The organism is Vibrio sp. RW (assembly GCF_027587105.1).
Taxonomy (GTDB): Bacteria; Pseudomonadota; Gammaproteobacteria; order Enterobacterales; family Vibrionaceae; genus Vibrio; species Vibrio toranzoniae.
In genome coordinates this window covers 167488-190646 of sequence record NZ_JAPPTM010000007.1, presented here as the reverse complement: position 1 = coordinate 190646, position 23159 = coordinate 167488, and the positions used below count along the sequence as shown (strand labels likewise).

The window sequence follows — 23159 nt, the reverse complement described above, 5'->3', positions numbered from 1 at the left end:
ATTGGTTCGTATGTCGCTAAAAAGTAGGGAAGTTCAATCATGGGCTCGTCGACTTCATGTTTATATTTCAATGGCGCTTCTGTTCGTTGTTCTTTTCTTCTCAGTAACAGGTATAACCCTCAATCGACCTGAGTTATTTGAATTAAGTCATCCCAATATCCAGCGCTCTACGTTAACGCTTCCTACGAGTTTGTTCACGATCCAAAACGGTCGATTAAAAGCTGATGAGCCTGCTTTTGAGATGTTTCTGTTTGAAGAAGCCAATCTGTCTGGTGTTCCTTCCGGCTTAGACATCTACGCGGAGATTGAAGACGGTGAGTTGCTGATCGGGGAAGTGTCCATGGACTTTAAAGGGCCAGGTTACAACGCTTCTGTATTTGTCGACGTGACGTCTGAAATGGTCGAAGTCGAAACCACCAATTACGGCGTTATCGCGCTTTTGAATGATCTACATAAAGGGCGTAATAGTGGTGAAGTTTGGAAATGGTTTATCGATATCACAGCACTACTGATGATCTTCTTTGTACTTACTGGCGTGTGTTTACTGTTACCTAAGAAAAAAACACTGAATACCTCTATAAAATGGACTGTGTTTGGGTCTGCAATCTCACTTGTTATCTATTTTGTCGCCGTGCCTTAACGCTTATTCGATTGATGAATCGGATTGAGTAATGAAGAAAAGGTTAAACGGATTTAAAGGTTGTTAAACATGAAAAAAATGAACTGGAGCAAGGTACTTCTTGCTTTGTCTCTTTTGCCAAGCCTAGGTATGGCACAAGCAATTCCTGACGCGGCAAAACTGGATGTGAACTTCGAGCTACCGAAGATTGATACTTCAATGTATGCCCGTCCATACGTTGCGGTCTGGATTGAAAACAGTGAACGAAAGTCAGTGAAAACGATTGAACTTTGGGTCGGTAAAGACGAATGGCTTAAAGATTTGCGTAGCTGGTGGCGAAAGGTTGGACGCTACGATCGTGAATTGGTTGATGCTGTGACATCAGCTACACGTCCTGCCGGGAACTATCGATTTGTTTGGGATGGTAAGAGTGACAGCGGTGAAATCCTAGAGCAAGGCGAGTACACGGTTCATATTGAAGTCGTTCGCGAACATGGTGGTCGTAACTATCTTCGTCAAAAAGTATCACTTACTGATACAAACGCGTCTTATGAATTAAAGGCAACGGAAGAGACGGGGAAAATCACTCTGAACTATATCGCTAAATAAAAAAGCGTGAACAAAATAAACAGCATCCCTCGCAGGCTTAGGTTAAGCGACACGGCAAAAAATTATAAATAATGGAATTGAACATGATGAAACAGACAAAAATCAAAGCACTTGCACTAGCGGGTGTGATGGCATTCGGCCTAGCGGTAACGACAACAGCACAAGCGCACCCGCGTTGGATCCTGCCGTCTCACTTTACTGTGTCTAAAGAAGGTGGTGACTGGTTAACGTTCGACGTGACTGCATCTCACGGTACGTTTGTTTTTGATAAGCCTGCTGGTAGCGAAAATGCTCATGTCATCATGCCTGATGGCCGCAGCGAGCGTCCTAACTTTGTGATTCGCGGCAAGCGTCGTTCAATCTTCGACTTCTATTTTGAAGAAGAAGGCACACATAAAGTAGCGATCAACAACCAGCCGTCTTACTACACGCAATACAAGGCCGGTCGTCGTGACACGGTGAAATGGATTAAAGCAAACAAAGCAGAGCGTGATTCTGTTCTGCCTGAAAAATCACGTGACGTTGTGACTCAAGTCGGTTTCACTCGCGCAGAAAGCTACATCACGGTAGGTAAGCCATCGGATTCAGTCTTCAAAATTGAAGGCAAGCTACTTGAAATGAAGCCAGTAACGCACCCTTCAGACATCATTGAAGGCGAACCAGTGACATTCCAATTCTTCTACAACGGCGAAATTCAAAAAGACGTGAAAGCTGAGATCACTCGTGAAGGCACGCTTTACCGCAACCACCAAGAACAGATTGATGTCGTGAGTGATGAGAACGGTGAAATCACGTTCACTCCAGACGTAGCGGGTCGTTACGTAATGAAAGCGAACTACAAAGGTGAGTTGATTAACAACCCACTGGCTGACAAAGCAAGTGCGAATGTTCACCTAACGTTCGAAGCTCTGCTTCAATAACCTGTGATATCGGGCTAGATCCCTGATTAAGAACCAAAAAACTTAAGGGCTCATTTGAGCCCTTTATCGCTCAGTTTACTACTGAGAATTTGCACCGTGGCTGAGGTATGAACCATGACAATAAAAACAAAACTAAAATCGCTCATCACTCCATGCTTGGCTCTGGGACTTGGTTCCGCTGCATTACCTGTGCAAGCACACTTTCCACTGATGAGCTGCTGGTTTGAAGGCAAAACTGTTGCCTGTGAAGCGGGTTATTCGGATGGCAGCAAAGCGATTGATTACGCGGTTGAGATGTACGATTACGAAGACAATTTGATTGCCAAAGAGATGACAGATAAGCGTTCTATTGTTGAATTCCCAAATCCTGACACTGAGTTCTACCTTGTATTCGATTCAGGCCATGAGTTTCCTGTTGAAGTAGACGTTGTCGAGATCAGCGAAAAATGATGATTCAAGGTGTACGTGCTGACACGGGTGGCAGAGAAGGCAAATGGGTAGGGTTAATCATTTTATTCATCTTGAGCTTTTCCACGGTCGCTATCCCATTTCATCAAGCAGAATCTCACGTGAAAGCGGTACTTGATCATCAAATTTTGGTGACCGATGTTGAGCAAGAAAATTTGGCAATGTTGTCAGAGCTGCGTTTAGCTCATGAAGAAATCCGTGACCTACGCATGGACTCAGACGGTGAATGGCCGAGTGTTGCATCACTTAAAGATGAATGGGTTGCCCCGTTTGTAGAAGATCAGAGTTGGAAGCGCAAAGGTTCTCATGCTTGGGTACTGGACGAGCGTGGTTATTACTTTTCTAGTCCAAGTGAGCAAGCTACGCCAACCGAGCATGGTTCTGCGGATTCCTTTATTTTAAATGCGAACAGCGTTTCTCCTGAGATCTGGATCTTCTTGGGTGGTGTAGCGAAACAGCCAGCTACTTTTGACCAACACACGCTTGAGTCTACGGGTTGGAAAATGGTCGTGAACGAATCAGAAATTGAACAGCATCATGAAAGCGATGCTCACTAATAATAAGAGAATTACTATGCGAATTATGACTCTGTTCATGTCGTTATTGGCGGTGTTAATGACACCCAATGCATTGGCAAAAGAATACAAGATCGATAGCGATAAGCTAACGATTGGCATAACCCTCCAACCTTACTACAGCTATGTAAAAGCGGTGGTGGGTGACAAAGTGAACATTCTTCCTTTGGTTGACGCAGGTTTCAACCCACACAATTATTTACCACAACCCAATGATTTAAAGCGATTGAGCCAGATGGATGCAATCGTAGTAAACGGTATTGGTCATGACGACTTTGCGCTTAAAGTGATTTCAGCCGCGCAACGTGATGATTTAGTCGTGATTGAGGCAAACAAGGAAGTGCCTTTGCTTCCTGCTCTTGGCCAGTCTGTTGGTCAAGGTGCCGTTAACCCGCATACCTTTGTTGGGCTTTCGACAACGATTCAAAAGGTTTACACCATTGCCAGTGAAGTCTCTAAACTCGACCCAGACAACGCTACGTTTTATCGCAAGAACGCACGTAAGTACGCCAAGCAATTTCGCTTTATGAAGCGTGATGCGATGTTGTCATTAGGTGAGTTAGATACATCAGGTATGAAAGTAGCGACTACGCACAATGCTTATGGCTACATTCTTCAAGAATTTGGTGTTGATGTGGCGGCAGTGATAGAACCTGCACACGGTGTGGAACCAAGTGCTAGCCAACTGCAAGAGACGATCGAGAAGATCCGCGCATCAGGCATTGATGTTCTGTTCTACGAGCTCAACATGCCAAACCGTTTTGTTGACACCATTGAAGCGGAAACTGGCGTTCAGCTTTACCGTTTCTCTCACATGACGCACGGCGAATATGAAGACGATAAAGTCGAAGTTGAGATGAAGAAGAACCTAGAAACGTTAATCGAAGCAATGAAATTTGCGGCAGCGAACCAAGATAAAAGCGGGAACGCATAATGCTGGGTCCATCGATTTCAATTAATCAACTCGGTCTGCAATACGACAACAATGTGATTCTTGATGATATCTCGCTAGAACTTAAAGCGGGTCAGTGTCACGTGATCATGGGGCCAAACGGCGGTGGCAAAACCTCTTTGCTGCGTTCAGTTCTTGGTCTTACGCCTTTCTCTGGACAAATCAATATTCATTGGCCAGAAAAGCCAAGTATTGGTTATGTTCCTCAAAAGGCGACCTTCGAATCGAGCTTACCTCTGACGGTCATGGATTTTGTGTTACTCAATCAAACTCGAATCCCACTGTTTTGGCGTCGCAAATCCAAGCAATTGGATCTTGCATTAGCGCAGCTAGACCGTGTTGGTATGGCGACTCGTAGTGACCGTCGTATGGGGCAGTTATCGGGCGGTGAACAACAACGTGTGTTGTTTGCACAAGCCTTATTGGATAACCCAAGCTTACTGGTGTTGGACGAACCGACTACTGGTATGGACGAGCAGGGCGTTCGTTATCTTGAATCTCTCATTCGTGAATGCGTTGATGAAGGCTGCACGATTCTTGCGGTTCACCACGATGTCACCGCAGTGCGTCGCCTTGAAGCGAACGTACATGTCATTAATCGATTCTTGGTTGATAGCGGTCCACACGAACAAGTATTGCATCAAAGCAAAATTGAAAGCTTATTCCAGCATTACAGCAGTGGTACAGCCATCGTTAACTCGAAGGAGGTGGCGTAATGGATTGGTTACGACAACTTGCCGTAACTGGTGTTGAAGCGGGTTGGTTATCAGACAGCTTCATGTATGCGTTCATGGTGAATGCACTGGTTGCCGCGTTATTACTTGGCCCATTACTAGGTGGCCTTGGTACTTTGGTGATCGCGAAGCGTCTGGCTTTCTTCTCTGAAGCCGTCGGTCACGCAGCGTTAACCGGTATCGCTATTGGTGTTCTGCTTGGCGAGCCACCAGAAAACCCAATTATTGGTTTGTTTAGCTTCTGTATGATCTTCGCTCTGCTTCTTCATTTTGTAAGAAATAGGACCAACGTCCCATACGATACCTTAGTCGGTGTTTTCCTTGCACTAGCGTTAGCGGTTGGTGCGGCATTGCTGATGTATGTGGCACGTAAGATCAATATTCACATGCTTGAGAACGTACTGTTTGGTTCAATTCTTACCGTAACGGACCAAGACTTGATGATTCTCGCAGGCAGTTGCGCACTCATCATTTTGCTCTTGATACCAACGTTCAACCGTATTCTGCTGACTTGTATCAGCCCTGATATTGCAAAGGTACGTGGTTACAACACCAGTTTCTATGATTACTTGTTTGTCATGATGATCACCTTAGTGACGATTGCTGCCGTGAAGATAGTGGGTGCGGTTCTGGTTGGCGCGTTATTGCTGATCCCAGGAGCAACAGCTCGACTGCTAACCAAACGCATGGGCAGCTTTGTTTTACTGTCTGCGTTATTGGCAACTATCGCATGTTTGGTCGGAACAGTATTGCCGATGGAGCTAAAACTGCCAGTGCCATCGGGTGCGTCAATCATCATCGTTTCCGCAACGTTTTTCCTAGCGGCAACGCTATACCGAATTGTAAGAAAGGCATAATCATGACTTCTTTAATGAATCGTATTTCAAGTTCACTAAAAGTAACGGCTCAAGTGACTGCAGTCAGCAGCATATTGTTAGGTACCCCAATCGTATCTTTCAACGTAAACGCAGAGGATATCCTCACCAGTACGCCCGTGACCTACGCATTAGCGACAGAGCTAACCAAAGGCACTGACATTACGACCGAGTACCTACCACCAAAACGCTACGGTATTGATCGTCTGCCGAATTGGTTTGGTACTAAGGGCGTAAGCAAAGTACTTAAATCAGGTGAAAAGGCGACCGTTGCGTTAACGTTGTCATCCATCTGGCAAGCTGATCCTACCTTTGTATACGCAAGACAAGGTAATATCCGTTTGGTTGAGGTGGATGCGGCTCAAGCGATTACACCGCGTGCACAAGGTGTTGCAGCGATTAAATTGTCGAATGGTGATGTGTCTAAATACGCGTGGTTAAACCCAACTAACTTAACGCGTATGGCGGCAATTGTAGCTGACGACTTTAAGTTATTGTGGCCAGCACAATCTGAGACGATTGATAGCAACCTACAACGCGTGATGCTTGATGTTCGTGAACTGATTAACAAGCAACAAGCGGTGTTATTGGATAACGACGTAGATTCAGTGTTGTTGCTTTCAGAAAGCTTGGAAGATTTTGCGTCTGGCAGCCAACTGTTTGTTGAAGAGCGCATGTTCAAAGCTGAGCTTGAGTGGACTGAGCAAGACAAAGCCAAGCTTAAAGAGATGTTTTCTGAAGACGATGCGCTTTGGTTAGTCACCGCGAAAAAGCCTACGACTTTGATTAAGTCACTGGTGCCTAATGAGCGAATTCTTGTTGTTGACTCGGTAGACCGCTGGGGAAGAGCAGGGATTAACGCAAAAGCGCCATTTGCCCGTTGGGAAGTACAGCCTTTCAAAAGTTAATCAGTGAAATTAAAAGCGGTAGGATCAAAAAAGCAGCCCAAATAAAGGCTGCTTTTTTGTACTTGTCCATTGGCTCCGTTCAGAGTGTTAGACAAGAGAACTGCGAGTTTACAATTTACTCTACAGCTTTTTTCTCTTCAGTTTCGATACCGGCTTCTTCAGCTTCAACAGTTGCTTCGACTGCCCCCTCAACTTGTTCTTGAGCGGCTTTCTCTTGTTCTTCCGCTTCCATTTTTGCGCGGTCAGCTTTAGAAATGTAGCGAGGTTTGTTGCTACCATGCAGTTTTGAATTCGCCTGTTTCTGCTTCTTTTTTAGAATTTGATTAATTTTTTTCTTACGGTTCATTGCTGCATAGCCTTGTATTTAGTTTAGGCGGTGGAGGATAATCATTTTAGTTCTAGAACTCAATATTTACATGGTACTCAGCAAGGAAAATATCACTATGCAGGCAGTCGAGACCGAACGTTTACGATTAAGAATGATTACCTATCAAGATGCGGCGTTTATTCAACGATTATACAGCTCAGAAGATTTCCTGCGTTACATTGGTGATAAGGAAATCAGCGATACTGAAAAGGCTGTGGAGTACATCGAAAACAACATTCTTAAGATGCATGAAGAGAGAGGCGTCTGTTTGTTGATGGTTGAAATCAAGGATTCTTCAACGCCAATTGGTATCTGCGGATTAATCAAAAGGGATACCTTAGAGTCGCATGATATTGGTTATGGTCTCGTTCCTGAGTTTTATGGTCAAGGCTTTGCCCAAGAAGCAGCGGAGGCGATAATTGAACAAGCTAAGCAGAATGCTGATATCGATCATTTAGTTGCCATCACTACCTCTGATAATATTCGAAGCATCGCACTACTGACTAAGTTAGGCTTTGTGTTCGAGCGAGTTGAAGATGTGATAAGCGAAAGCGTTAATCTCAACCTGTACGGTTTCTCATTAGGTAATTAAACATGTTCCAACATAACAATATTCTACAAGGCGAGCTGGCAACGGAGTACAAAACCGTTATTGCGATGGTGCACATCTATTGCAAAGATCACCACGATGAAGTTCGCCAGAATAATGCGTTATGTGAAGAGTGTGAGCAATTGTTACGTTACGCCGAAACACGGCTCGATCGATGTCCTTATGGCGAAGCAAAGCCGACCTGTAACAAGTGTCCGATTCATTGCTATAAACCGGATCCGAAAGAGCAAATGCGTTTGGTGATGCGTTATGCTGGGCCAAGAATGCTACTCAAGCATCCGGTTTTAGCGATTCGACATTTGATTCATGAAAAACGGAAAGTGCCAGAGAAGCCACTGCCAAACGTGTCTAATCGCCATATCCGAATGAATAAGAAGTAACTGGCGATCTAAAAACGGTTGTACCAAAAATGAAAAAGGTCTGAGAAATCAGACCTTTTTGTGTTTATAGCCGATGCCTAAACCTAGAACCTTGAACGTAAGAGATTACGCCGCTTGTGGTTCTTCGTAGGTCACTGTCAGGTTGTTGATCCAGCGTCGACTCAGGTAACGGTGTGAACAGATAGTGAGCTTCACTAATTCTTCCACGAGCATCAGACCATAGATGTATTTGAAATCCCATCCCGCGACAAACGCGCCGTAAACACACACTGGAATACCAACCATCCACATCGCAATGAAATCCATACGCAGACAAAATGCATTGTCTCCACCAGCACGAATAATGCCGTTGATGATCACCATATTTAACATACGGATCACTACCGCAAAGCACATGATCATCATCGCTGGCGAAGCGAGTGGGTATAGTTTCTCGTCCGTTAAGTTCAGCCAATTCAATACGTGTTCTTTTCCTAGGAAGAGAATAAGGCCGACAACTGCGCCAAACCCAACCACGGCCTTAATAAATGTCAGCCCCATGCTCATTGCGTCATCAAATTCATCACGACCCAGTGAGTGACCAAGTAGCACTGAACATGCCACCGAAATACCAAAGAAAATCGAGTAACATAGCGACTCAAAAGGCGCCAGCATTGAGAAGACTGCCAGTTCTGTTGTGCCCATATGACCAAAGATCATTTGATACGCCATCGTCCCCATTGCCCACAATACCGCATTCATCGTTAGCGGCAGAGCAATACGACGATAAGACAACCCAAGTGATGGACGATGTGGTGAGCTAGGCGTGGTTAACAACCAATGGTTGCGCATACGCATGTAGCCATACATCAGGCCCACTTGAATCAAGCGCGCTAGGGTGGTTGCTAGTGCCGCACCCGCAACTCCCATCGCTGGAATACCAAAGGCCCCTTTGATGAGTACGAAGTTAAGCGCAATGTTGAGGGCAATCGTCACCGCACCGAGCAATAGTGGGGTGACGGTGTCACCTGATGAGCGCATGCTCGCTTCTACCACGACCACAATGTGAGTAAGCAGCAAAACAGGGAAGCCGTACCAAAGATAAGTAGCACCAAGCTCAATGACGGTTTGATCGCTGGTTTGCAACATCATTAAAAACTGGGAACCAAGAGTGATGATTGCAGTGACAGGCAGCAGAACTTTTAAGCCAAACACCATTGCGATGGATGACACGGTGCGCGCACTTTTTCGGTCATTCTTCCCCCAGTATTGAGCGACTAATGTGCCGTTTGCTGAGGCCAACCCTGCCATAATCATAATCGCAACGAAGTGCCATTTTGATGCAATTCCCACAGCGGCGGCTGCTTCCATACCAAAATCACTGACCATTAAGACGTCAGCAAGGGCAAGAATAGCCACCAGTGCACTTTGCAAAGCAACGGGCAAACCAAGTTTCACGATACGAGGTAAGATGCTCTCTGGCTTGTTATTCATAGATGAGTTAGGGTTGATGTTAGTTGTCATAAGCTCTCCGATTTATGGCAGAACTATAGTGACTTGAGTGAAGTAACAACATGTTTAAAAAACAACAAAACCTGTGCGAATCCGTCATTGATGTTATGAAACCTAAAACAACGTGGCAAGATGAAGTTTTTCTCGCAGAGCGTTGCAAAGAACGTTTTTTGACCGTTGAAGATATTCCAGAGATGAAAAGCTGCGGTGTTTATATGGGTGGCATGGCAAAGCTGTATGACGCGTATTGGGTTGAGCGTGAATCTGTGAATGTTCATACGTTGATTTTTACTCAAGAAGGAGGAGGAATCCTCACCACTTCAACCTCGGTACAAGCCATCACGCCATACACGCTTGTGGTTCTGCCTGCGGGAACGTCATTTCGCTTCGAGCTTGATCCTCAATACAATTATTGGAAAATGGCGTGGATGCTGACGCCCGATACATTGCAATGGCAACATATTGCGGGCTTGGGTCAGAGTATTGTGCCTTTCGGAGAGTGCGAACAGGTTTGGTCGCTGATGAACTTGATTCACTTTGAAATTGGCGGCCGTTCAAGTTACAGAAAACTCCTCATGAGCGAGATCATTCGAACCCTAACGGGGTTTGAGCCTAAATCGACCAACACCACGGCACGTGTTCAAGCGTTATACAACGAAATCGAAAGTAGTCTGCATTTAACGTGGACAGTGGCAGGTATGGCGGAGCGGGTGTTTATTAGTGAAGAACAGCTAAACCGAGTGACTAAATTGTTGTTTAACGTTTCCCCTCGTAGCAAGTTGATCCAGCTTAGAATGGACAAAGCGACCAGTTTGTTGAAACATCAAGATTGGTCGGTGTCGATGATTGCCAATCGATTAGGCTACAAAGATCCTTATAATTTCTCACATCGTTTCAAAAAGCATTTTGGGCTGTCACCAAGTCAATACCGAAAGAGTCACCGAGTCACAAGTTAAGCGACTGCTCTTTTGTTTAAAGGGTTAGGAAGGTTGTGATGTTGATGTTTTTCAATTTTGGCGTCGAATTTTATGTATTTGTGGGCTTTCTTATCGAGGTTGATTTCCTAAAATTGAAAAGGGGGCTTCTCCTTAAGACTAAATAGTCTGAATGAAGAGCCCCCAAACATCATCAATTATCACAATGCAGCGACTTGTGTGATTATAATTCAATTATACAGACGCGATTTAATTACTCGCCTGCGATTTGAAGAGGAGAGCGTTTGAGGCTCGCCATAAGCATGTAAATAGTTGTCGCAAGCAGAGACGCAAATAGGTAAGTAAATAGACCTGCTTGTGAATTCATGAAGCTGTCTGCTACTAGTGGGCCTGCAACCGAACCGATGCTGTAACAAAGCAGCATGATTTGAGTCACTGAAACCAGATAGCTTGGGTCTAAGTTACGGCAACCTAAGTTAATTGCTATAGGGTAAAGGGCAAATGTCGCCATCCCCAACACAAACAAGCTCATGCCTAACATTTGAAGCTCGTGATTCATAGTTAATGCAGCAATGCTCGCGACACCGAGTAAGCTGAACAAAGCCATCAATAGAACTTGACCTACATAACGTGATAACCAAGTCACCATAGGCTGAACAGCCATACCCCCCATAATAACCAAAGCCATTAAGCTTCCAATGTCAGATTGAGAAATGTTGCGCTGAGCTAGCTCAACAGGCATCAAGCCATAAATCGCGCCTAGCGTTAGGCCCGATACGATACAACCAATTAGAGCGCTGTGGCTCAACTTGCTGACTTGCTTAAAAGACAAAGACTGCGCATCGTGGATCGGTGGTGGTGTCGCTTGTCCGTATATTAATACAATGATTGCCCCAAACAACAGGGTGAAAATTGCGATGAAAGGGACACCGCCTGTAATACCTAGGTAACCAATGCCAAGCTGACCAATAGCAGAGCCACCGTAGAGTGAACACATATAGATAGCTAAGCGTTTTGCTCGTTGTGACTCTTCACCGCTCATTAACCAAGATTCAACGATCACGAAAATGCCTGCCACAGATACACCTGCGACAAAGCGAGCAAGTAACCATACTGCCTGGTGTGGAAGCATTGGTAACACAATGATTGTAGCGATGAAAATGCTCAGTGCCATCACAAATGCGTCTTTGTGACCAACACGAGCAATTGCACGTTCAATCAATAACGTACCAGCCAGTAGACCCGCATAGAATGCACTCGCCAGCCAACTCGATAAACTACTGTCTAAGCCATACTCAGAAAGCATTAATGGTAGTGAGCTCATTAAGTAACCTGAAGCGATCGCGTAAAAAGACAGCGCAATAACCGGAACGGTGATGCGAGTTGGTGGTTGAACGTTTTCCAATGCAGGAGCCTCTATCTAAAGTGAAAGAAATTAAGAATTTCCCGCGACTATGTAGTAGAAAGTGAATTGGGTAAAACGAATAAAAATGGTCGTTAAGATAAAAGAGATCTATCGTATATACACCAAAATACAATGAAGATATTTTATGATCTGGTATCAATTTATAAGGTTAGAAAAGCCGTTAATTATTTTCTCATTGGCTTTTAATTTGGAAGAGAAGAGACCGTTGACTTGAACTTAGTTACAAAACAAATTCAATGAACCGTATATAGACACGCGTGTATCCGTGAGAAATCGAAGAAGTGTTGATGTGCCACCTCGATGTGGAACTGGTCGCGGCTGTCGGAAGACCCTAGTGTTACGGTTTGCTTGTTAGAAGAACAGGTTAGAGAAAACAGGCAGATTTACAATAGGTTAAAGAGCCTTATCCATTAAGGCTCCTTAACCTATTTTGTTTGCTGATTACTGAAAGAATCGGAGTAAACTTACTTAGTGAGAGCTTGATTAAGCCATTGATCAAATTGACCTTTTGGTAATGCACCGTTGATCGTATCGACACGTTTACCGTCTTTAAAGACCATTACCGTCGGAATACTTCTGATTTGATGCATTGCGGCAAGCTGTTGCTGAGCTTCAGTATCAATCTTAACGAATCGAACATCTCCAGAACGTTCTTTTGCAACGTCGCTGAACACTGGCGCAAAACCCACACATGGGTTACACCATGTCGCCCAGAAATCGACAACTACAGGCTGTGAACTGTTCAAGATAGATTGGAAATTAAGTGAAGTGCCTTCGACAGGCGCACCGTCTAGCAGTGCTGTTTTGCATTTACCACAAGTTGGGCTGTCTGAAACTCGTTCTGAAGGAACTCGGTTTACGCCATTACAAGATGGGCATCGAGTGTTGAATGTTGACATAACTTTCTCTTTTTATTGTAACTCCGTGGCTAACTCGATTTACGAATTGCGTACGGAGCGCTTATACTGTTTAAAACTAGGATACGATACTTAAATAAAAACAAACAATAAATAGGTAAATGATGACAAAATTTTACGCTGAGATTACAGGTTGGGGAAAGTGTCTGCCACCAGCTGTGTTGTCCAATGATGATTTAAGCACTTTTATTGATACGTCTGACGAGTGGATTCGTACTCGAACTGGTATCGAAAACCGTCGTATCAGTCATGTAAATACCTCTGAGCTTGCGACCGTTGCAGCCAAGCATGCAATGGCATGTGCTGGCCTGACAGCTGAAGATATCGATATTGTGATCATTGCAACGTGCAGTCCAGATTCTCTTATCCCAAATACGGCGTCTAAGGTTCAACAGAACTTAGGTATTAAGAGTGCAGCGGCTTTCGACCTTAACGCAGCGTGTACTGGCTTTATCTACGGCGTTGAAACCGCGACTCGATTGATTCAAGCGGGCAATTACCGCAATGCAATCGTTGTGGGTGCAGAGCGCTTGTCATTCTTCATCGACTGGACCAAGCGTGATACTGCGGTTCTTTTCGGTGACGGCGCTGGCGCTGTGGTTCTATCTCGCACTGAAGAGCAAGTTGGCCTACAAGAAGCTCAGATCGGTTGTGACGCCGAAGGCCGCGATATTCTAGCAGTACCAAAGTTCGGTACTTCTATGGATCGCTTCGCGGCTGACAACGGTTACTGGGACTTTGATTTCGTAGGCAAAGAGATCTTCAAACGTGCGGTGAAAGGCATGGGTGCTGCAGCGCACACCGTATTGAGCCGTACTGGCATCTCAACAGATAACATCGATGTTGTGATTCCACACCAGGCTAACATCCGAATCATTCAAACTCTGTGTGATATGGCGGGTATCGATCGCGAAAAAGCGTTTGTGAACATTCAAAACTACGGCAACACGTCGGCTGCGACTGTGCCAATTGCATTGTGTGAATCGTTAGAGCAAGGCTTTGTTAAACCTAACGACAACATTCTTGTTGCGGCATTTGGTGCCGGTTTAACTTGGGGGGCTGGTCATATTAAATGGGGTAGCCGTGTTGAACCGTTAGGCCAATCGGACGCTAAGCTGCCAGAAGCGGATAAGTCTGCTTTAGAGCTTTTAGAAAGAGCCATTTTACACTGTAAAACGCGTCCTAATTCTGAGAACGAGTAGCCGCATGGTGCAAGTTCGTTTAATGACAGAAGCCGACCTCGATGGGGCGGCTTTAGTTCACCAAGCTACTTTTGTTCGACAGCAAAGCTCGAAAGGTTGGTTACAATGTAACTTAAATGCTGCGCCACGCTTTCTTAACTTCGTTGCCGAGAACGAAGGCGAGATTGTCGGCTACATTATTTGGGTTCAGAAGAGTGGGTTTAGACCTGAAGCTGTTTTGGAGCTAGAGCAACTTGCCGTGTTACCGAGCGCGCAGGGGCAAGGGTTGGGTAAAAAGCTGATTCTAGACTCCTTGCCGCAAGTGAAGCAGAAACTAGCAGAGCAAGGCTCGACACTAAAACATGTATTAGTGACCACCAGAGCAGACAACTTTGCACAAAAGCTTTATCAATCGACGTTAGGTGCAGAAGTCGAAACCACGATTTCAAACCTGTACTCTGCGGATGAAGTGCTTATGACAGCTCGCAATGTAGGTGAGCGAATCTGATCGCTGAGTTCTTAGAACTCATTATAATCAGCGGTATAAATCGATTTACGTTTAATTAGGGACTTCTACAGTCCCTTTTGTTATTTCTTAGGAAGTGTTTTGAAGAAAGTTTTAGCAATTGGCTACGTTTGGCCAGAACCGAATTCATCGGCGGCTGGCAGCCATATGATGTCACTTTTACGCCTGTTTAAGAGGCAAGGCTGGTCCGTTGAATTTGCAACGCCAGCTCAAGAAACCGAGCACATGATTGATCTCTCTGAAGAGGGAATCACAAGCCAATCTATTCAGTTAAATTGCGATAGCTTTGACCAATACATCGAAGAGCTGCAGCCAGATATCGTGATGTTTGACCGTTTTATGATGGAAGAGCAGTTCGGTTGGCGCGTTGAGAAGGTATGTCCGAACGCGTTTAAGCTGTTGGATACTGAAGATTTACAGTTCTTACGTAATGCCCGACATGAAGCCGTTAAGAAAGAGACAGAACTGACCAAAGAGCACCTGTACAGTGATTTGGCGAAACGTGAAATTGCCGCGATTCTGCGCTGTGATCTTTCGTTGATCATCTCAAGCTACGAGATGGAATTGCTGCAATCTGAGTTTAATATCGATCCAAAGCTATTACATCATCTGCCGTTCATGGTTGACCTCACTACGCTGCCTGAAAGTACAAAAAGCTTTGAAGAACGTAAGCATTTCATGACGATAGGTAACTTTAGACATGCACCGAACTGGGATGCTGTACTTCAATTACAGAAGATTTGGCCAAAGATTCGTAAGCAGTTGCCTGAATCTGAGCTTCATATTTACGGATCTTACCCGCCGCCGAAAGCAACGGCTTTGCATAACCCTAAAACCGGTTTCCATATCAAAGGTTGGGCGAAAGACGCTCAAGAAGTGATGGAACAGGCGCGTGTTTGTGTTGCGCCATTACGTTTTGGTGCTGGCATTAAAGGTAAGTTGCTTGATGCAATGAAGCTGCAAACTCCAAACGTGACAAGCGAGATCGGCAGTGAAGGCATGCTACCGCAAGGCGAATTGCAATGGCCGGGCGCGGTTGCTGATGATATCGATGAGTTTGTTCAACAAGCTGTCGCTCTCTATAAAGATGAAGAGAAGTGGCTTAAGGCTCAAAGCCAGTGTCACTCAATTCTTGAAGCGTACTATGAACAGAATCAACTGGGCGACACATTGATTGAGCGATTAACTGCGTTAGAGTCTGAACTTGATTCTCATCGACTGGATAACTTCTTTGGCTCGATGCTCAAGCACCACAGCATGGCAAGTACTAAGTACATGTCGCAGTGGATTGCTGAGAAGAACAAGATCAAATAACTGTTAACAAAGACAGAATAAATCTTAAGCCCTTAGGTTAACGTCTAAGGGCTTTTTTATGCGGCAAGCTTTTTACAAACCGAAATATAGCGCCTTTACATTAGCATTGACTAATTTATATTTATTAGTAAACTCTAATTTATAGGTTGTTATGAGTTTATGATGTTTGTGAATAGGAGAGGTCTGTGCTTAGTTTAATTCCTTTGGATGCGTTTTTCGGTGGCATGCTGTTAGGTGTGTCGGCCATTGTTTTAATGTTGGGCATTGGTCGAGTTGCTGGCATTAGTGGGATTGTTAGCCGACTGTTGCCAGTTGGCCCCAGTAAAAAAGAGAGTGAAGACGCGGATACAGAAAACACTGAAAAGCGTTGGCGTATCGCGTTTGTTGTTGGAATGGTCGTAAGCGGTTGGTTGCTAATTCCTACCGGTTACCAACTCCCTCAACTGGAAGAGATGAACCTCTTGGTGGTCGTTATTGCTGGTCTGTTAGTTGGCTTTGGCACTAAAACGGCGAATGGGTGTACCAGCGGGCATGGCATTGTCGGAATGGCACGTTTGTCTAAACGTTCAATTATCGCAACGTGTGTATTCATGGGTGTAGCAATAGTCACCGTGCTTATCAAGAACCTGATGGGGTTGGGGGCATAATGAAAAATTCTTCATTTACTATCTTTGTTGGCTTACTTGCTGGAATCTTGTTTGGCTCGGGAATGATCATCTCAGGCATGGTTGATCCTGAGAAGGTACTCGGTTTCTTAGACATTACAGGTAACTGGGACATTAGTTTGGCATTCGTCATGGGTGGCGCGCTATTGGTCTTTGCACCGTTTTATCATTTGGTCATTAAAAAGCGTGCTAAAGCGATTAATGGTGAACCGTTAGATAGCCGCAACAATCCATTAATCGACAGAAAGTTGATTTTAGGTTCAACAGCGTTTGGACTAGGTTGGGGGCTTGCAGGCTTTTGTCCAGGGCCTGCGGTGACGAGTCTCAGTGGCGGTAACCCAACAGTGTGGGTGTTTATGATAAGCATGCTGGTGGGAATGTGGTTGGCAGGTCGAACGGATAAAACTTGCTAGTGCTAAATTTATCGCTGATCGAATAGGATTGATATGAGCATTTGAGAGGCTGACTCGTTTTAATAAGAAAGCCCGTCAGCCTCTTTCTATATTTACTATTTCTATTATTTTCAGTTATCTACAATCTGCTGTTATCTAAAATCTACTATTTAATAGTCGTTGATACTGGGCAGTGGTCGCTGAGTTTGTAGTCCAGTACATCTTGCGTTTCAAATACCTTTTGCTTTGCAGGAGAGGCATCCAAGGACTCGCTCACCACAATATGGTCAATCACAGAGCGGAATTGGTGCGTGCGATGGTTATTACGGTTTGAGCGAACCTTACAATCTGCACGGGTCTTTCTTGTCGCCAAACGAGCATCGGTACTTTCAGTTAAATCCTTCCACATCCAATCTCTTGAATAGGAGAGGTTATGGTTAAAGTCGCCCAGAATCGCGTACGCTTCACCTTTACGTTCTCTCTGTTGTATCCACTCATTCAGTCGCTGAGCTTGGTCTTTTAGGCGTGAACAATCGCGGTTAGACTTATACGCTCCGCTGCAGCCTGCCTTCAAATGCACAGACAACATGTGAATTGGTTTTGAGTCTGTTTCAACGACCACATAACTGGCAAACCTGAGCTTGCTGTTAGCACTCGACTCCAGAGGAAAGTCGGCGTAGTCGGTCAGTGTGATTCCTTTACGAACCGCAAAGCCAGTGTATTGATTCACTTCTTTGAACTGATGGTTACTATTTTCTGGTAATGCTCGGTCGGACATTAAGATCTTATATTGATTGCCAGCCACGCGCTGAATGGCATTTACGTTATCGACTTCTTGGAAAGCAACCACATCGGCATTTAAAGACTGGAAGTACTGTTCGAGTTTATCGAAATCGGCTTGATCACGTTGGTCAGAAAACTTATTCACAGCCCCGTTGGTTGATAACCATTCGATATTCCAACTGGTGATGGTAAAAGGTTCAGCAAACGCGTGGTTACTGAGTAAGCAACCTAACATTATCCAGTTTTGAAGTCGTTTCATGCCAAATATCCCTAATTTTGTCAGCCAATATAGATGAGCCTTTATCCTACAACACTTACCAAAAATTCAACTCTTTTTAGCAGTTTTTTTATTGTTACATTGTTTCTTTTCGACTTGAGAACTTGCGTAATAATATTGAATTGATCTTAGTCAGCGTTCTCTTTTTATTGATCCAAATCAATACTCAAAGTTGGTGGTTCTCGTTAAATACACCACAATATCTAGTGTTAGTTAAACGACAAATCGCTCTATATAGTGTGTTTGTGGATAAGTCTGTGAATACCTCAAGAGTAAGGAGAAGTGGTGAAATCAATCGTAATCAAGCGTGATGGCTCAAGAGCTCCATTCAGTAGAGATCGCATCCAAGCTGCAGTGGAAGCAGCATCAGACAAAGCCGATAAGGAAATTGCTATTTATGCACTGAATGTGGCATTAGCAGTTGAGTTGAAGCTCGAAGACTACGATGAAGTTCATATCTCTGAAATTCAAACCATGGTCGAGAACGAGCTAATGCAGGGACCTTATAAGTCTCTGGCTCGTGCTTACATTGAATATCGGCATGACCGCGACATCGCACGTGAAAAGCAAAGCGCTTTAACGCGTGAAATCGAAGGTTTGATCGAAGAAAGCAATGTTGATCTGATCAATGAGAATGCCAATAAAGATGGCAAAGTTATCCCAACTCAGCGTGACCTGCTGGCGGGTATCGTGGCTAAACACTATGCGAAAACCCATATTTTGCCGCGTGACATCGTACAAGCTCACGAGTGTGGTGATATTCACTACCACGACCTAGACTACGCTCCGTTCTTCCCAATGTTTAACTGTATGCTTATCGACCTGAAAGGCATGTTAACGCATGGCTTCAAGATGGGTAACGCAGAAATCGACACACCTAAGTCGATTTCTACGGCGACAGCGGTTACAGCGCAGATCATCGCGCAAGTGGCGAGCCACATCTACGGCGGCACTACGATTAACCGTATCGATGAGGTTCTAGAACCTTACGTAATGGCGAGCTACGAGAAGCATTTATCACTAGCGAAAGAGTGGGACATTCATAGCCCAGAAGCTTTTGCTATCTCTCGTACTGAAAAAGAGTGTTACGACGCGTTCCAATCTTTGGAATACGAAGTAAACACACTGCACACCGCTAACGGGCAAACCCCGTTTGTGACGTTTGGCTTTGGGCTAGGCGAAAGCTGGGGTTCAAAACTGATTCAGCAATCTATCTTGAAAAACCGCATCGTAGGTTTGGGTAAGAACCGAAAAACAGCCGTGTTCCCTAAACTGGTGTTTGCAATCAAAGATGGTTTGAACCACCAGAAGCAAGATCCAAATTACGATATTAAACAATTAGCTCTGGAATGTGCGTCTAAGCGTATGTATCCAGACATTCTTAACTACGACAAAGTAGTAGAAGTGACAGGGTCATTTAAAACGCCGATGGGGTGCCGCAGCTTCTTGAATACTTACGAAGAAAATGGTGAGTTGATTCATGAAGGTCGTAACAACTTAGGTGTTGTTAGCTTGAACTTGCCGCGTATTGCGATTAACGCAAAACAAGATATGGCTAAGTTCTACGAACTGCTTGATGAAAAACTGAAACTGGCTCGTCGTGCTCTAGAAACTCGCATCTCTCGTTTAGAAAATGTGAAAGCACGTGTTGCTCCGATCCTATATATGGAAGGTGCATGTGGCGTTCGTTTGAAAGCAGACGACTCTATCGCTGATATCTTCAAGAACGGCCGTGCGTCTGTTTCTCTTGGTTACATTGGTATCCATGAAGCGATGACGGCACTTTACGGCACAGACGTTCACTTGTACGACGACTGCCAAATGCGTGCTAAAGCGCTTGAGCTAGTGGAGTACATGAAACGTGAAGTGGAATCTTGGACAAAAGAGACAGGTTACGCGTTCAGCCTATACGGCACACCAAGTGAAAACCTATGTAGCCGTTTCTGTAGCATCGATACCAAAGAGTTCGGGGTGATCGATGGCGTAACAGACCGTGGCTACTACACAAACAGCTTCCACTTAGATGTACAAAAGAAAGTGAACCCATACGACAAGATCGATTTCGAGATGCCTTATCCTGAAATCTCTAGCGGCGGTTTCATCTGTTACGGTGAATTCCCGAATATGCAGAAGAACATCGAAGCATTAGAAAACGTATGGGATTACAGCTACACACGTGTTCCTTACTACGGCACCAACACGCCGATTGATGAGTGTTACGAATGTGGTTATAACGGTGAGTTCGACTGTACAAGTAAAGGCTTTACGTGTCCTAAGTGTGGCAACCACGACTCAACGAAAGTATCGGTAACACGCCGTGTTTGTGGTTACCTTGGTAGCCCAGATGCACGACCATTTAACTTCGGTAAGCAAGAAGAAGTTAAACGTCGCGTGAAACACCTTTGATCTAACGAAGGATCTTAGCTAGGGTCTGCGATTTTTAGCTAGCTCACTTAGAAGAGCTACGTTTCAAGAAATAAGATTGGTATCGGTACTATGTCGATACCAATTCTTTCTTTTCATCTGTTACAACACTTCACTTCAAACCATTAAGTAATCACGAGTTTTCAATACTGCCTTATGAATTATCATCAATATCACCCAATCGACGTTGTAAACGGCCCAGGAACACGCTGCACCTTGTTTGTGTCGGGTTGTGTGCATCAGTGTCGCGGGTGTTATAACCAATCGACGCAACGATTGGACTCTGGGCATTTGTTCACTCAAGAATTGCAAGACCACATCATTGCTGATCTCAATGATCCGCGAATCAAACGCCGCGGTTTATCGCTTTCTGGTGGTGATCCTTTGCATCCTGCGAATGTGTCTGAAGTGCTTAAGCTAGTTCAGCGTGTGAAAGCCGAATGCGAAGGCAAAGATATCTGGATGTGGACGGGTTACGAACTTGATGAGCTTGATGAAAAGCAGAAGCAAGTATTGGAATACGTTGATACTTTGATTGACGGTCGCTTCGAGCAAGATAAAGCGGATCCAATGCTAGATTGGCGTGGCAGTTCAAACCAAATCATCCATCGATTTACGCTTTAATGAGTTGACGTATTTTTTACACTCGCATCACTGGTACAAATTGCTAACCTCTGGCATTCCACTGAGGTTTTTCATTTTATGTCGCTTCATCTTTATAAGTTGGTGGAATATTGAACTATATAAAGTACGAGATATTAGGATGTATTGGACTCAACTAGGGTTATCTACTAAAAATCAAAACTTTGATGAATTTCTATTTCTTAAATTGTAAATAAAATGATAAGTTGGAGGTCATTACTTGAATTTCAAAGGGTTGTGACTTTCATGTTTTCACATCTACCAAAACCAACTTTAGATCCAATTCTATCTCTTTCTGTTGCTTACCGCGGCGATACTCGTACTGATAAAGTCGACTTAGGCATTGGCGTTTATAAAAACGACCAAGGTGAAACTCCGATCATGAAAGCCGTTTCTATGGCTCAAGATATCGTTGTTGAAACGCAGAAAACCAAAGCTTACGTTGGCCTAGCAGGCTGTGAAGAGTTTAACCAGAGCATGGTTGATCTGCTGCTTAAAGGGACTTCAGCAATGGATCGCGTTGCTGCGATTCAAACACCGGGTGCAAGTGGTGCACTTCGTATGTTGGGTGACTTAATGAAAGTTTCTCAACCAGACACCACAGTTTGGATTTCAAACCCAAGCTACGTTAACCACAAACCGGTGATGGAAGCTGCTGGTTTAAAAGTTCGATACTACAATTATTTCAGTCCTGAAACGAAGCAAGTAGACACTGCAAAAATGTTGGAAGACCTTGCAAAAGCAGGTCCATTAGATGTGGTATTACTGCACGGTTGTTGTCATAACCCAACGGGGGCTGATATCAATTTTGAAGCATGGCAAGAAATTACTAAGTTATCGCAAAAGAATGGCTTCTTACCGTTCGTTGACATTGCCTACCAAGGCTTTGGAGACGGCTTAGAAGAAGATGCGAAAGGTCTTCAACACATGGCTAACAACGTTGAAGAAATGCTGATCACAACATCTTGCTCGAAAAACTTCGGTTTATACCGTGAAAGAACAGGTGCAGCAATCGTTATTGGTAAGAACAGCGAACACGTTGGCAATGCCAAAGGTAAGCTGCTGACACTTGCACGCTCTACTTACACTATGCCACCGGATCACGGTGCGGCTTTGGTGAAAACAATTCTTCAGAATCAAGAGTTAACGAAGGTTTGGAAGCAAGAGTTGAGTGAAATGCAGCAGCGTTTGTTAAATTTGCGCCAAAGTTTATGTGATGAATTGCGAAATACTTATAACACGTCACAATTTGATTTCATTGAAAGCCATAAAGGTATGTTTACTGTACTAGGCTTTAAAGAAACTCAAATGAATCAGTTACGTGAAGAGTATGGCATCTATGGTGTTGGTGATGGGCGCATCAATATTGCAGGTCTTTCTGAATCGCATATTCCTTACGTAGCAAAAGCGATAGCCAACGTATCAAAATAGAAGGTGACTGAATGTATAATTGGAAAGCGATTATAGTCCTAATGTTAAGTGGCGGTCTTTTTGCTTGCTCGACAACTCAAGTACCTGTCGAGCCAGAGCAAAAGCCTCAAGTCGAACAACCTATTGTGGATGATTCTTCAGACGCTGACGCAGCAGAAGGCGAAAAAGTCACAGAACCTACAGAGAAGCCTGAAGAAGTAAAACCAACTGAACCTGAGGTAAAACCTGTGCCTGTTGAAAAGCCGGTAGAAAAGGTTAGAAAAACGAACGATGGTAAACTGATTCTTGGTGCAGAAGAGTGGGTGTTTGTTCCTGGTTTAAAAGAAGCGTTTAAAGCACGTGTCGATACAGGTGCCACAACATCATCAATCAGTGCGGTTGATATTGTCGATTTTGAACGTGACGGCAAAGACTGGGTTAAGTTCAAAATTGAACATGACAACATCACAACCGAAGAAATCAGCTTACCTGTAGAGCGTTGGGTTAAGATCAAGCAGTCAAGCGCTGAGGGTACACAACGACGCGCTGTTGTCGTTGCCGCGATTCAAATTGGTGATCTAAAAGATAAGACGGAATTTACGCTAGCAGATCGAACGCATCTTTCTTTCCCACTTCTGTTGGGTAGAAGCTTCTTTAGAGATATTGCGGTTGTTGATGTAAGCCAAAAATACGTCCAGAAGAAAATAACTAAATAGAATTAAGAGCATGAGTTCGTCCTCAATAGGACGCTTCTGTTGT

Annotated in this window: 26 protein-coding genes; 21 read left to right on the top strand and 5 right to left on the bottom strand. The window is 44.3% G+C overall.

Annotation, left to right across the window (positions count from 1 at the left end):
- Positions 1-10: 10 nt before the first annotated feature.
- The 9 genes from OCT63_RS08835 to OCT63_RS08795 all read left to right on the top strand — a co-directional run bounded on the left by OCT63_RS08835 (position 11) and on the right by OCT63_RS08795 (position 6660).
- Positions 11-640, top strand: a complete 630-nt coding sequence (locus OCT63_RS08835; protein WP_161684443.1) for a PepSY-associated TM helix domain-containing protein — start codon at positions 11-13, stop codon at positions 638-640.
- Positions 641-709: 69 nt separating this feature from the next.
- Complete coding sequence (locus OCT63_RS08830; protein ID WP_161754895.1) at positions 710-1228, top strand: DUF2271 domain-containing protein; 519 nt, start codon at positions 710-712, stop codon at positions 1226-1228.
- Between the two features lie 83 nt (positions 1229-1311).
- A complete protein-coding gene (locus OCT63_RS08825) occupies positions 1312-2148 on the top strand; it encodes a DUF4198 domain-containing protein (protein ID WP_269983592.1) in 837 nt (278 codons plus the stop codon).
- A gap of 114 nt (positions 2149-2262) precedes the next feature.
- Entirely contained in the window at positions 2263-2598 is a 336-nt protein-coding gene (locus OCT63_RS08820) for a hypothetical protein (RefSeq protein ID WP_269983591.1), read from the top strand.
- Positions 2595-3173 carry a DUF6162 family protein gene (locus tag OCT63_RS08815; RefSeq protein WP_161684439.1) on the top strand — a complete coding sequence of 193 codons (579 nt, stop codon included), beginning with the start codon at positions 2595-2597 and terminating at the stop codon, positions 3171-3173. The genes OCT63_RS08820 and OCT63_RS08815 overlap by 4 nt, the downstream gene beginning before the upstream one ends.
- Before the next feature lie 16 nt (positions 3174-3189).
- Complete coding sequence (locus tag OCT63_RS08810; RefSeq protein ID WP_060466716.1) at positions 3190-4125, top strand: metal ABC transporter solute-binding protein, Zn/Mn family; 936 nt, start codon at positions 3190-3192, stop codon at positions 4123-4125.
- Entirely contained in the window at positions 4125-4859 is a 735-nt protein-coding gene (locus tag OCT63_RS08805) for a metal ABC transporter ATP-binding protein (protein WP_269983590.1), read from the top strand. Before OCT63_RS08810 ends, OCT63_RS08805 begins: the two co-directional genes overlap by 1 nt.
- Positions 4859-5734: a metal ABC transporter permease gene (locus OCT63_RS08800; protein ID WP_017058243.1), complete on the top strand. Its 876-nt coding sequence runs from the start codon at positions 4859-4861 to the stop codon at positions 5732-5734. The genes OCT63_RS08805 and OCT63_RS08800 overlap by 1 nt, the downstream gene beginning before the upstream one ends.
- 2 nt (positions 5735-5736) lie before the next feature.
- On the top strand, positions 5737-6660 hold the full coding sequence (locus OCT63_RS08795) for an ABC transporter substrate-binding protein (protein ID WP_269983589.1): 924 nt from the start codon (positions 5737-5739) through the stop codon (positions 6658-6660).
- 115 nt (positions 6661-6775) lie between these two features.
- Here the strand turns inward: OCT63_RS08795 and OCT63_RS08790 are convergent, their stop codons facing one another.
- Positions 6776-7006 (bottom strand): DUF2986 domain-containing protein, encoded by a 231-nt coding sequence (locus OCT63_RS08790; protein ID WP_017058245.1) that lies wholly within the window; start codon positions 7004-7006, stop codon positions 6776-6778.
- Positions 7007-7103: 97 nt separating this feature from the next.
- Between OCT63_RS08790 and OCT63_RS08785 the strand changes: the two genes are divergently transcribed.
- Both OCT63_RS08785 and OCT63_RS08780 read left to right on the top strand, forming a co-directional pair.
- Positions 7104-7619, top strand: coding sequence for a GNAT family N-acetyltransferase (locus OCT63_RS08785; RefSeq protein ID WP_060466719.1), 516 nt, complete (start codon positions 7104-7106; stop codon positions 7617-7619).
- A gap of 2 nt (positions 7620-7621) precedes the next feature.
- Complete coding sequence (locus tag OCT63_RS08780; protein WP_269983588.1) at positions 7622-8017, top strand: nitrous oxide-stimulated promoter family protein; 396 nt, start codon at positions 7622-7624, stop codon at positions 8015-8017.
- Positions 8018-8122: 105 nt separating this feature from the next.
- Here OCT63_RS08780 and OCT63_RS08775 read toward each other — a convergent pair whose 3' ends face one another.
- The gene (locus OCT63_RS08775; protein ID WP_161673606.1) at positions 8123-9520 is read right to left on the bottom strand and encodes an MATE family efflux transporter; all 1398 of its coding nucleotides are present in this window, start codon (positions 9518-9520) and stop codon (positions 8123-8125) included.
- Between the two features lie 50 nt (positions 9521-9570).
- Here OCT63_RS08775 and OCT63_RS08770 point away from each other — a divergent pair, with 50 nt between their 5' ends.
- Entirely contained in the window at positions 9571-10464 is an 894-nt protein-coding gene (locus OCT63_RS08770) for a helix-turn-helix domain-containing protein (RefSeq protein WP_269983587.1), read from the top strand.
- Between the two features lie 232 nt (positions 10465-10696).
- Here the strand turns inward: OCT63_RS08770 and OCT63_RS08765 are convergent, their stop codons facing one another.
- Together OCT63_RS08765 and trxC are read right to left on the bottom strand one after the other, a co-directional pair.
- Positions 10697-11848: an MFS transporter gene (locus OCT63_RS08765; RefSeq protein WP_269983586.1), complete on the bottom strand. Its 1152-nt coding sequence runs from the start codon at positions 11846-11848 to the stop codon at positions 10697-10699.
- A 485-nt stretch (positions 11849-12333) separates the two neighbouring features.
- Positions 12334-12768, bottom strand: coding sequence for a thioredoxin TrxC (gene trxC, locus OCT63_RS08760; RefSeq protein ID WP_269983585.1), 435 nt, complete (start codon positions 12766-12768; stop codon positions 12334-12336).
- 122 nt (positions 12769-12890) lie between these two features.
- Here trxC and OCT63_RS08755 point away from each other — a divergent pair, with 122 nt between their 5' ends.
- The 5 genes from OCT63_RS08755 to OCT63_RS08735 all read left to right on the top strand — a co-directional run bounded on the left by OCT63_RS08755 (position 12891) and on the right by OCT63_RS08735 (position 16885).
- Positions 12891-13988: a ketoacyl-ACP synthase III gene (locus tag OCT63_RS08755; RefSeq protein ID WP_060466725.1), complete on the top strand. Its 1098-nt coding sequence runs from the start codon at positions 12891-12893 to the stop codon at positions 13986-13988.
- 22 nt (positions 13989-14010) lie between these two features.
- Positions 14011-14475: a GNAT family N-acetyltransferase gene (locus OCT63_RS08750; RefSeq protein WP_269983618.1), complete on the top strand. Its 465-nt coding sequence runs from the start codon at positions 14011-14013 to the stop codon at positions 14473-14475.
- Positions 14476-14574: 99 nt separating this feature from the next.
- Positions 14575-15807 carry a glycosyltransferase gene (locus OCT63_RS08745; RefSeq protein WP_060466726.1) on the top strand — a complete coding sequence of 411 codons (1233 nt, stop codon included), beginning with the start codon at positions 14575-14577 and terminating at the stop codon, positions 15805-15807.
- A gap of 185 nt (positions 15808-15992) precedes the next feature.
- Positions 15993-16454, top strand: coding sequence for a YeeE/YedE family protein (locus OCT63_RS08740; protein ID WP_082710303.1), 462 nt, complete (start codon positions 15993-15995; stop codon positions 16452-16454).
- Positions 16454-16885, top strand: a complete 432-nt coding sequence (locus tag OCT63_RS08735) for a YeeE/YedE family protein (RefSeq protein WP_060466727.1) — start codon at positions 16454-16456, stop codon at positions 16883-16885. The genes OCT63_RS08740 and OCT63_RS08735 overlap by 1 nt, the downstream gene beginning before the upstream one ends.
- A gap of 145 nt (positions 16886-17030) precedes the next feature.
- Here OCT63_RS08735 and OCT63_RS08730 read toward each other — a convergent pair whose 3' ends face one another.
- The gene (locus tag OCT63_RS08730; RefSeq protein ID WP_269983584.1) at positions 17031-17906 is read right to left on the bottom strand and encodes an endonuclease/exonuclease/phosphatase family protein; all 876 of its coding nucleotides are present in this window, start codon (positions 17904-17906) and stop codon (positions 17031-17033) included.
- Between the two features lie 303 nt (positions 17907-18209).
- Between OCT63_RS08730 and nrdD the strand changes: the two genes are divergently transcribed.
- From nrdD to OCT63_RS08710, 4 genes are all read left to right on the top strand, one after another.
- Complete coding sequence (gene nrdD / locus OCT63_RS08725) at positions 18210-20330, top strand: anaerobic ribonucleoside-triphosphate reductase (protein WP_269983583.1); 2121 nt, start codon at positions 18210-18212, stop codon at positions 20328-20330.
- A 174-nt stretch (positions 20331-20504) separates the two neighbouring features.
- Positions 20505-20972, top strand: a complete 468-nt coding sequence (nrdG, locus tag OCT63_RS08720) for an anaerobic ribonucleoside-triphosphate reductase-activating protein (protein WP_136980727.1) — start codon at positions 20505-20507, stop codon at positions 20970-20972.
- A gap of 264 nt (positions 20973-21236) precedes the next feature.
- Positions 21237-22421 carry an amino acid aminotransferase gene (locus tag OCT63_RS08715; protein WP_269983582.1) on the top strand — a complete coding sequence of 395 codons (1185 nt, stop codon included), beginning with the start codon at positions 21237-21239 and terminating at the stop codon, positions 22419-22421.
- An 11-nt stretch (positions 22422-22432) separates the two neighbouring features.
- Complete coding sequence (locus tag OCT63_RS08710; protein WP_269983581.1) at positions 22433-23116, top strand: putative ATP-dependent zinc protease; 684 nt, start codon at positions 22433-22435, stop codon at positions 23114-23116.
- Positions 23117-23159 lie beyond the last annotated feature (43 nt).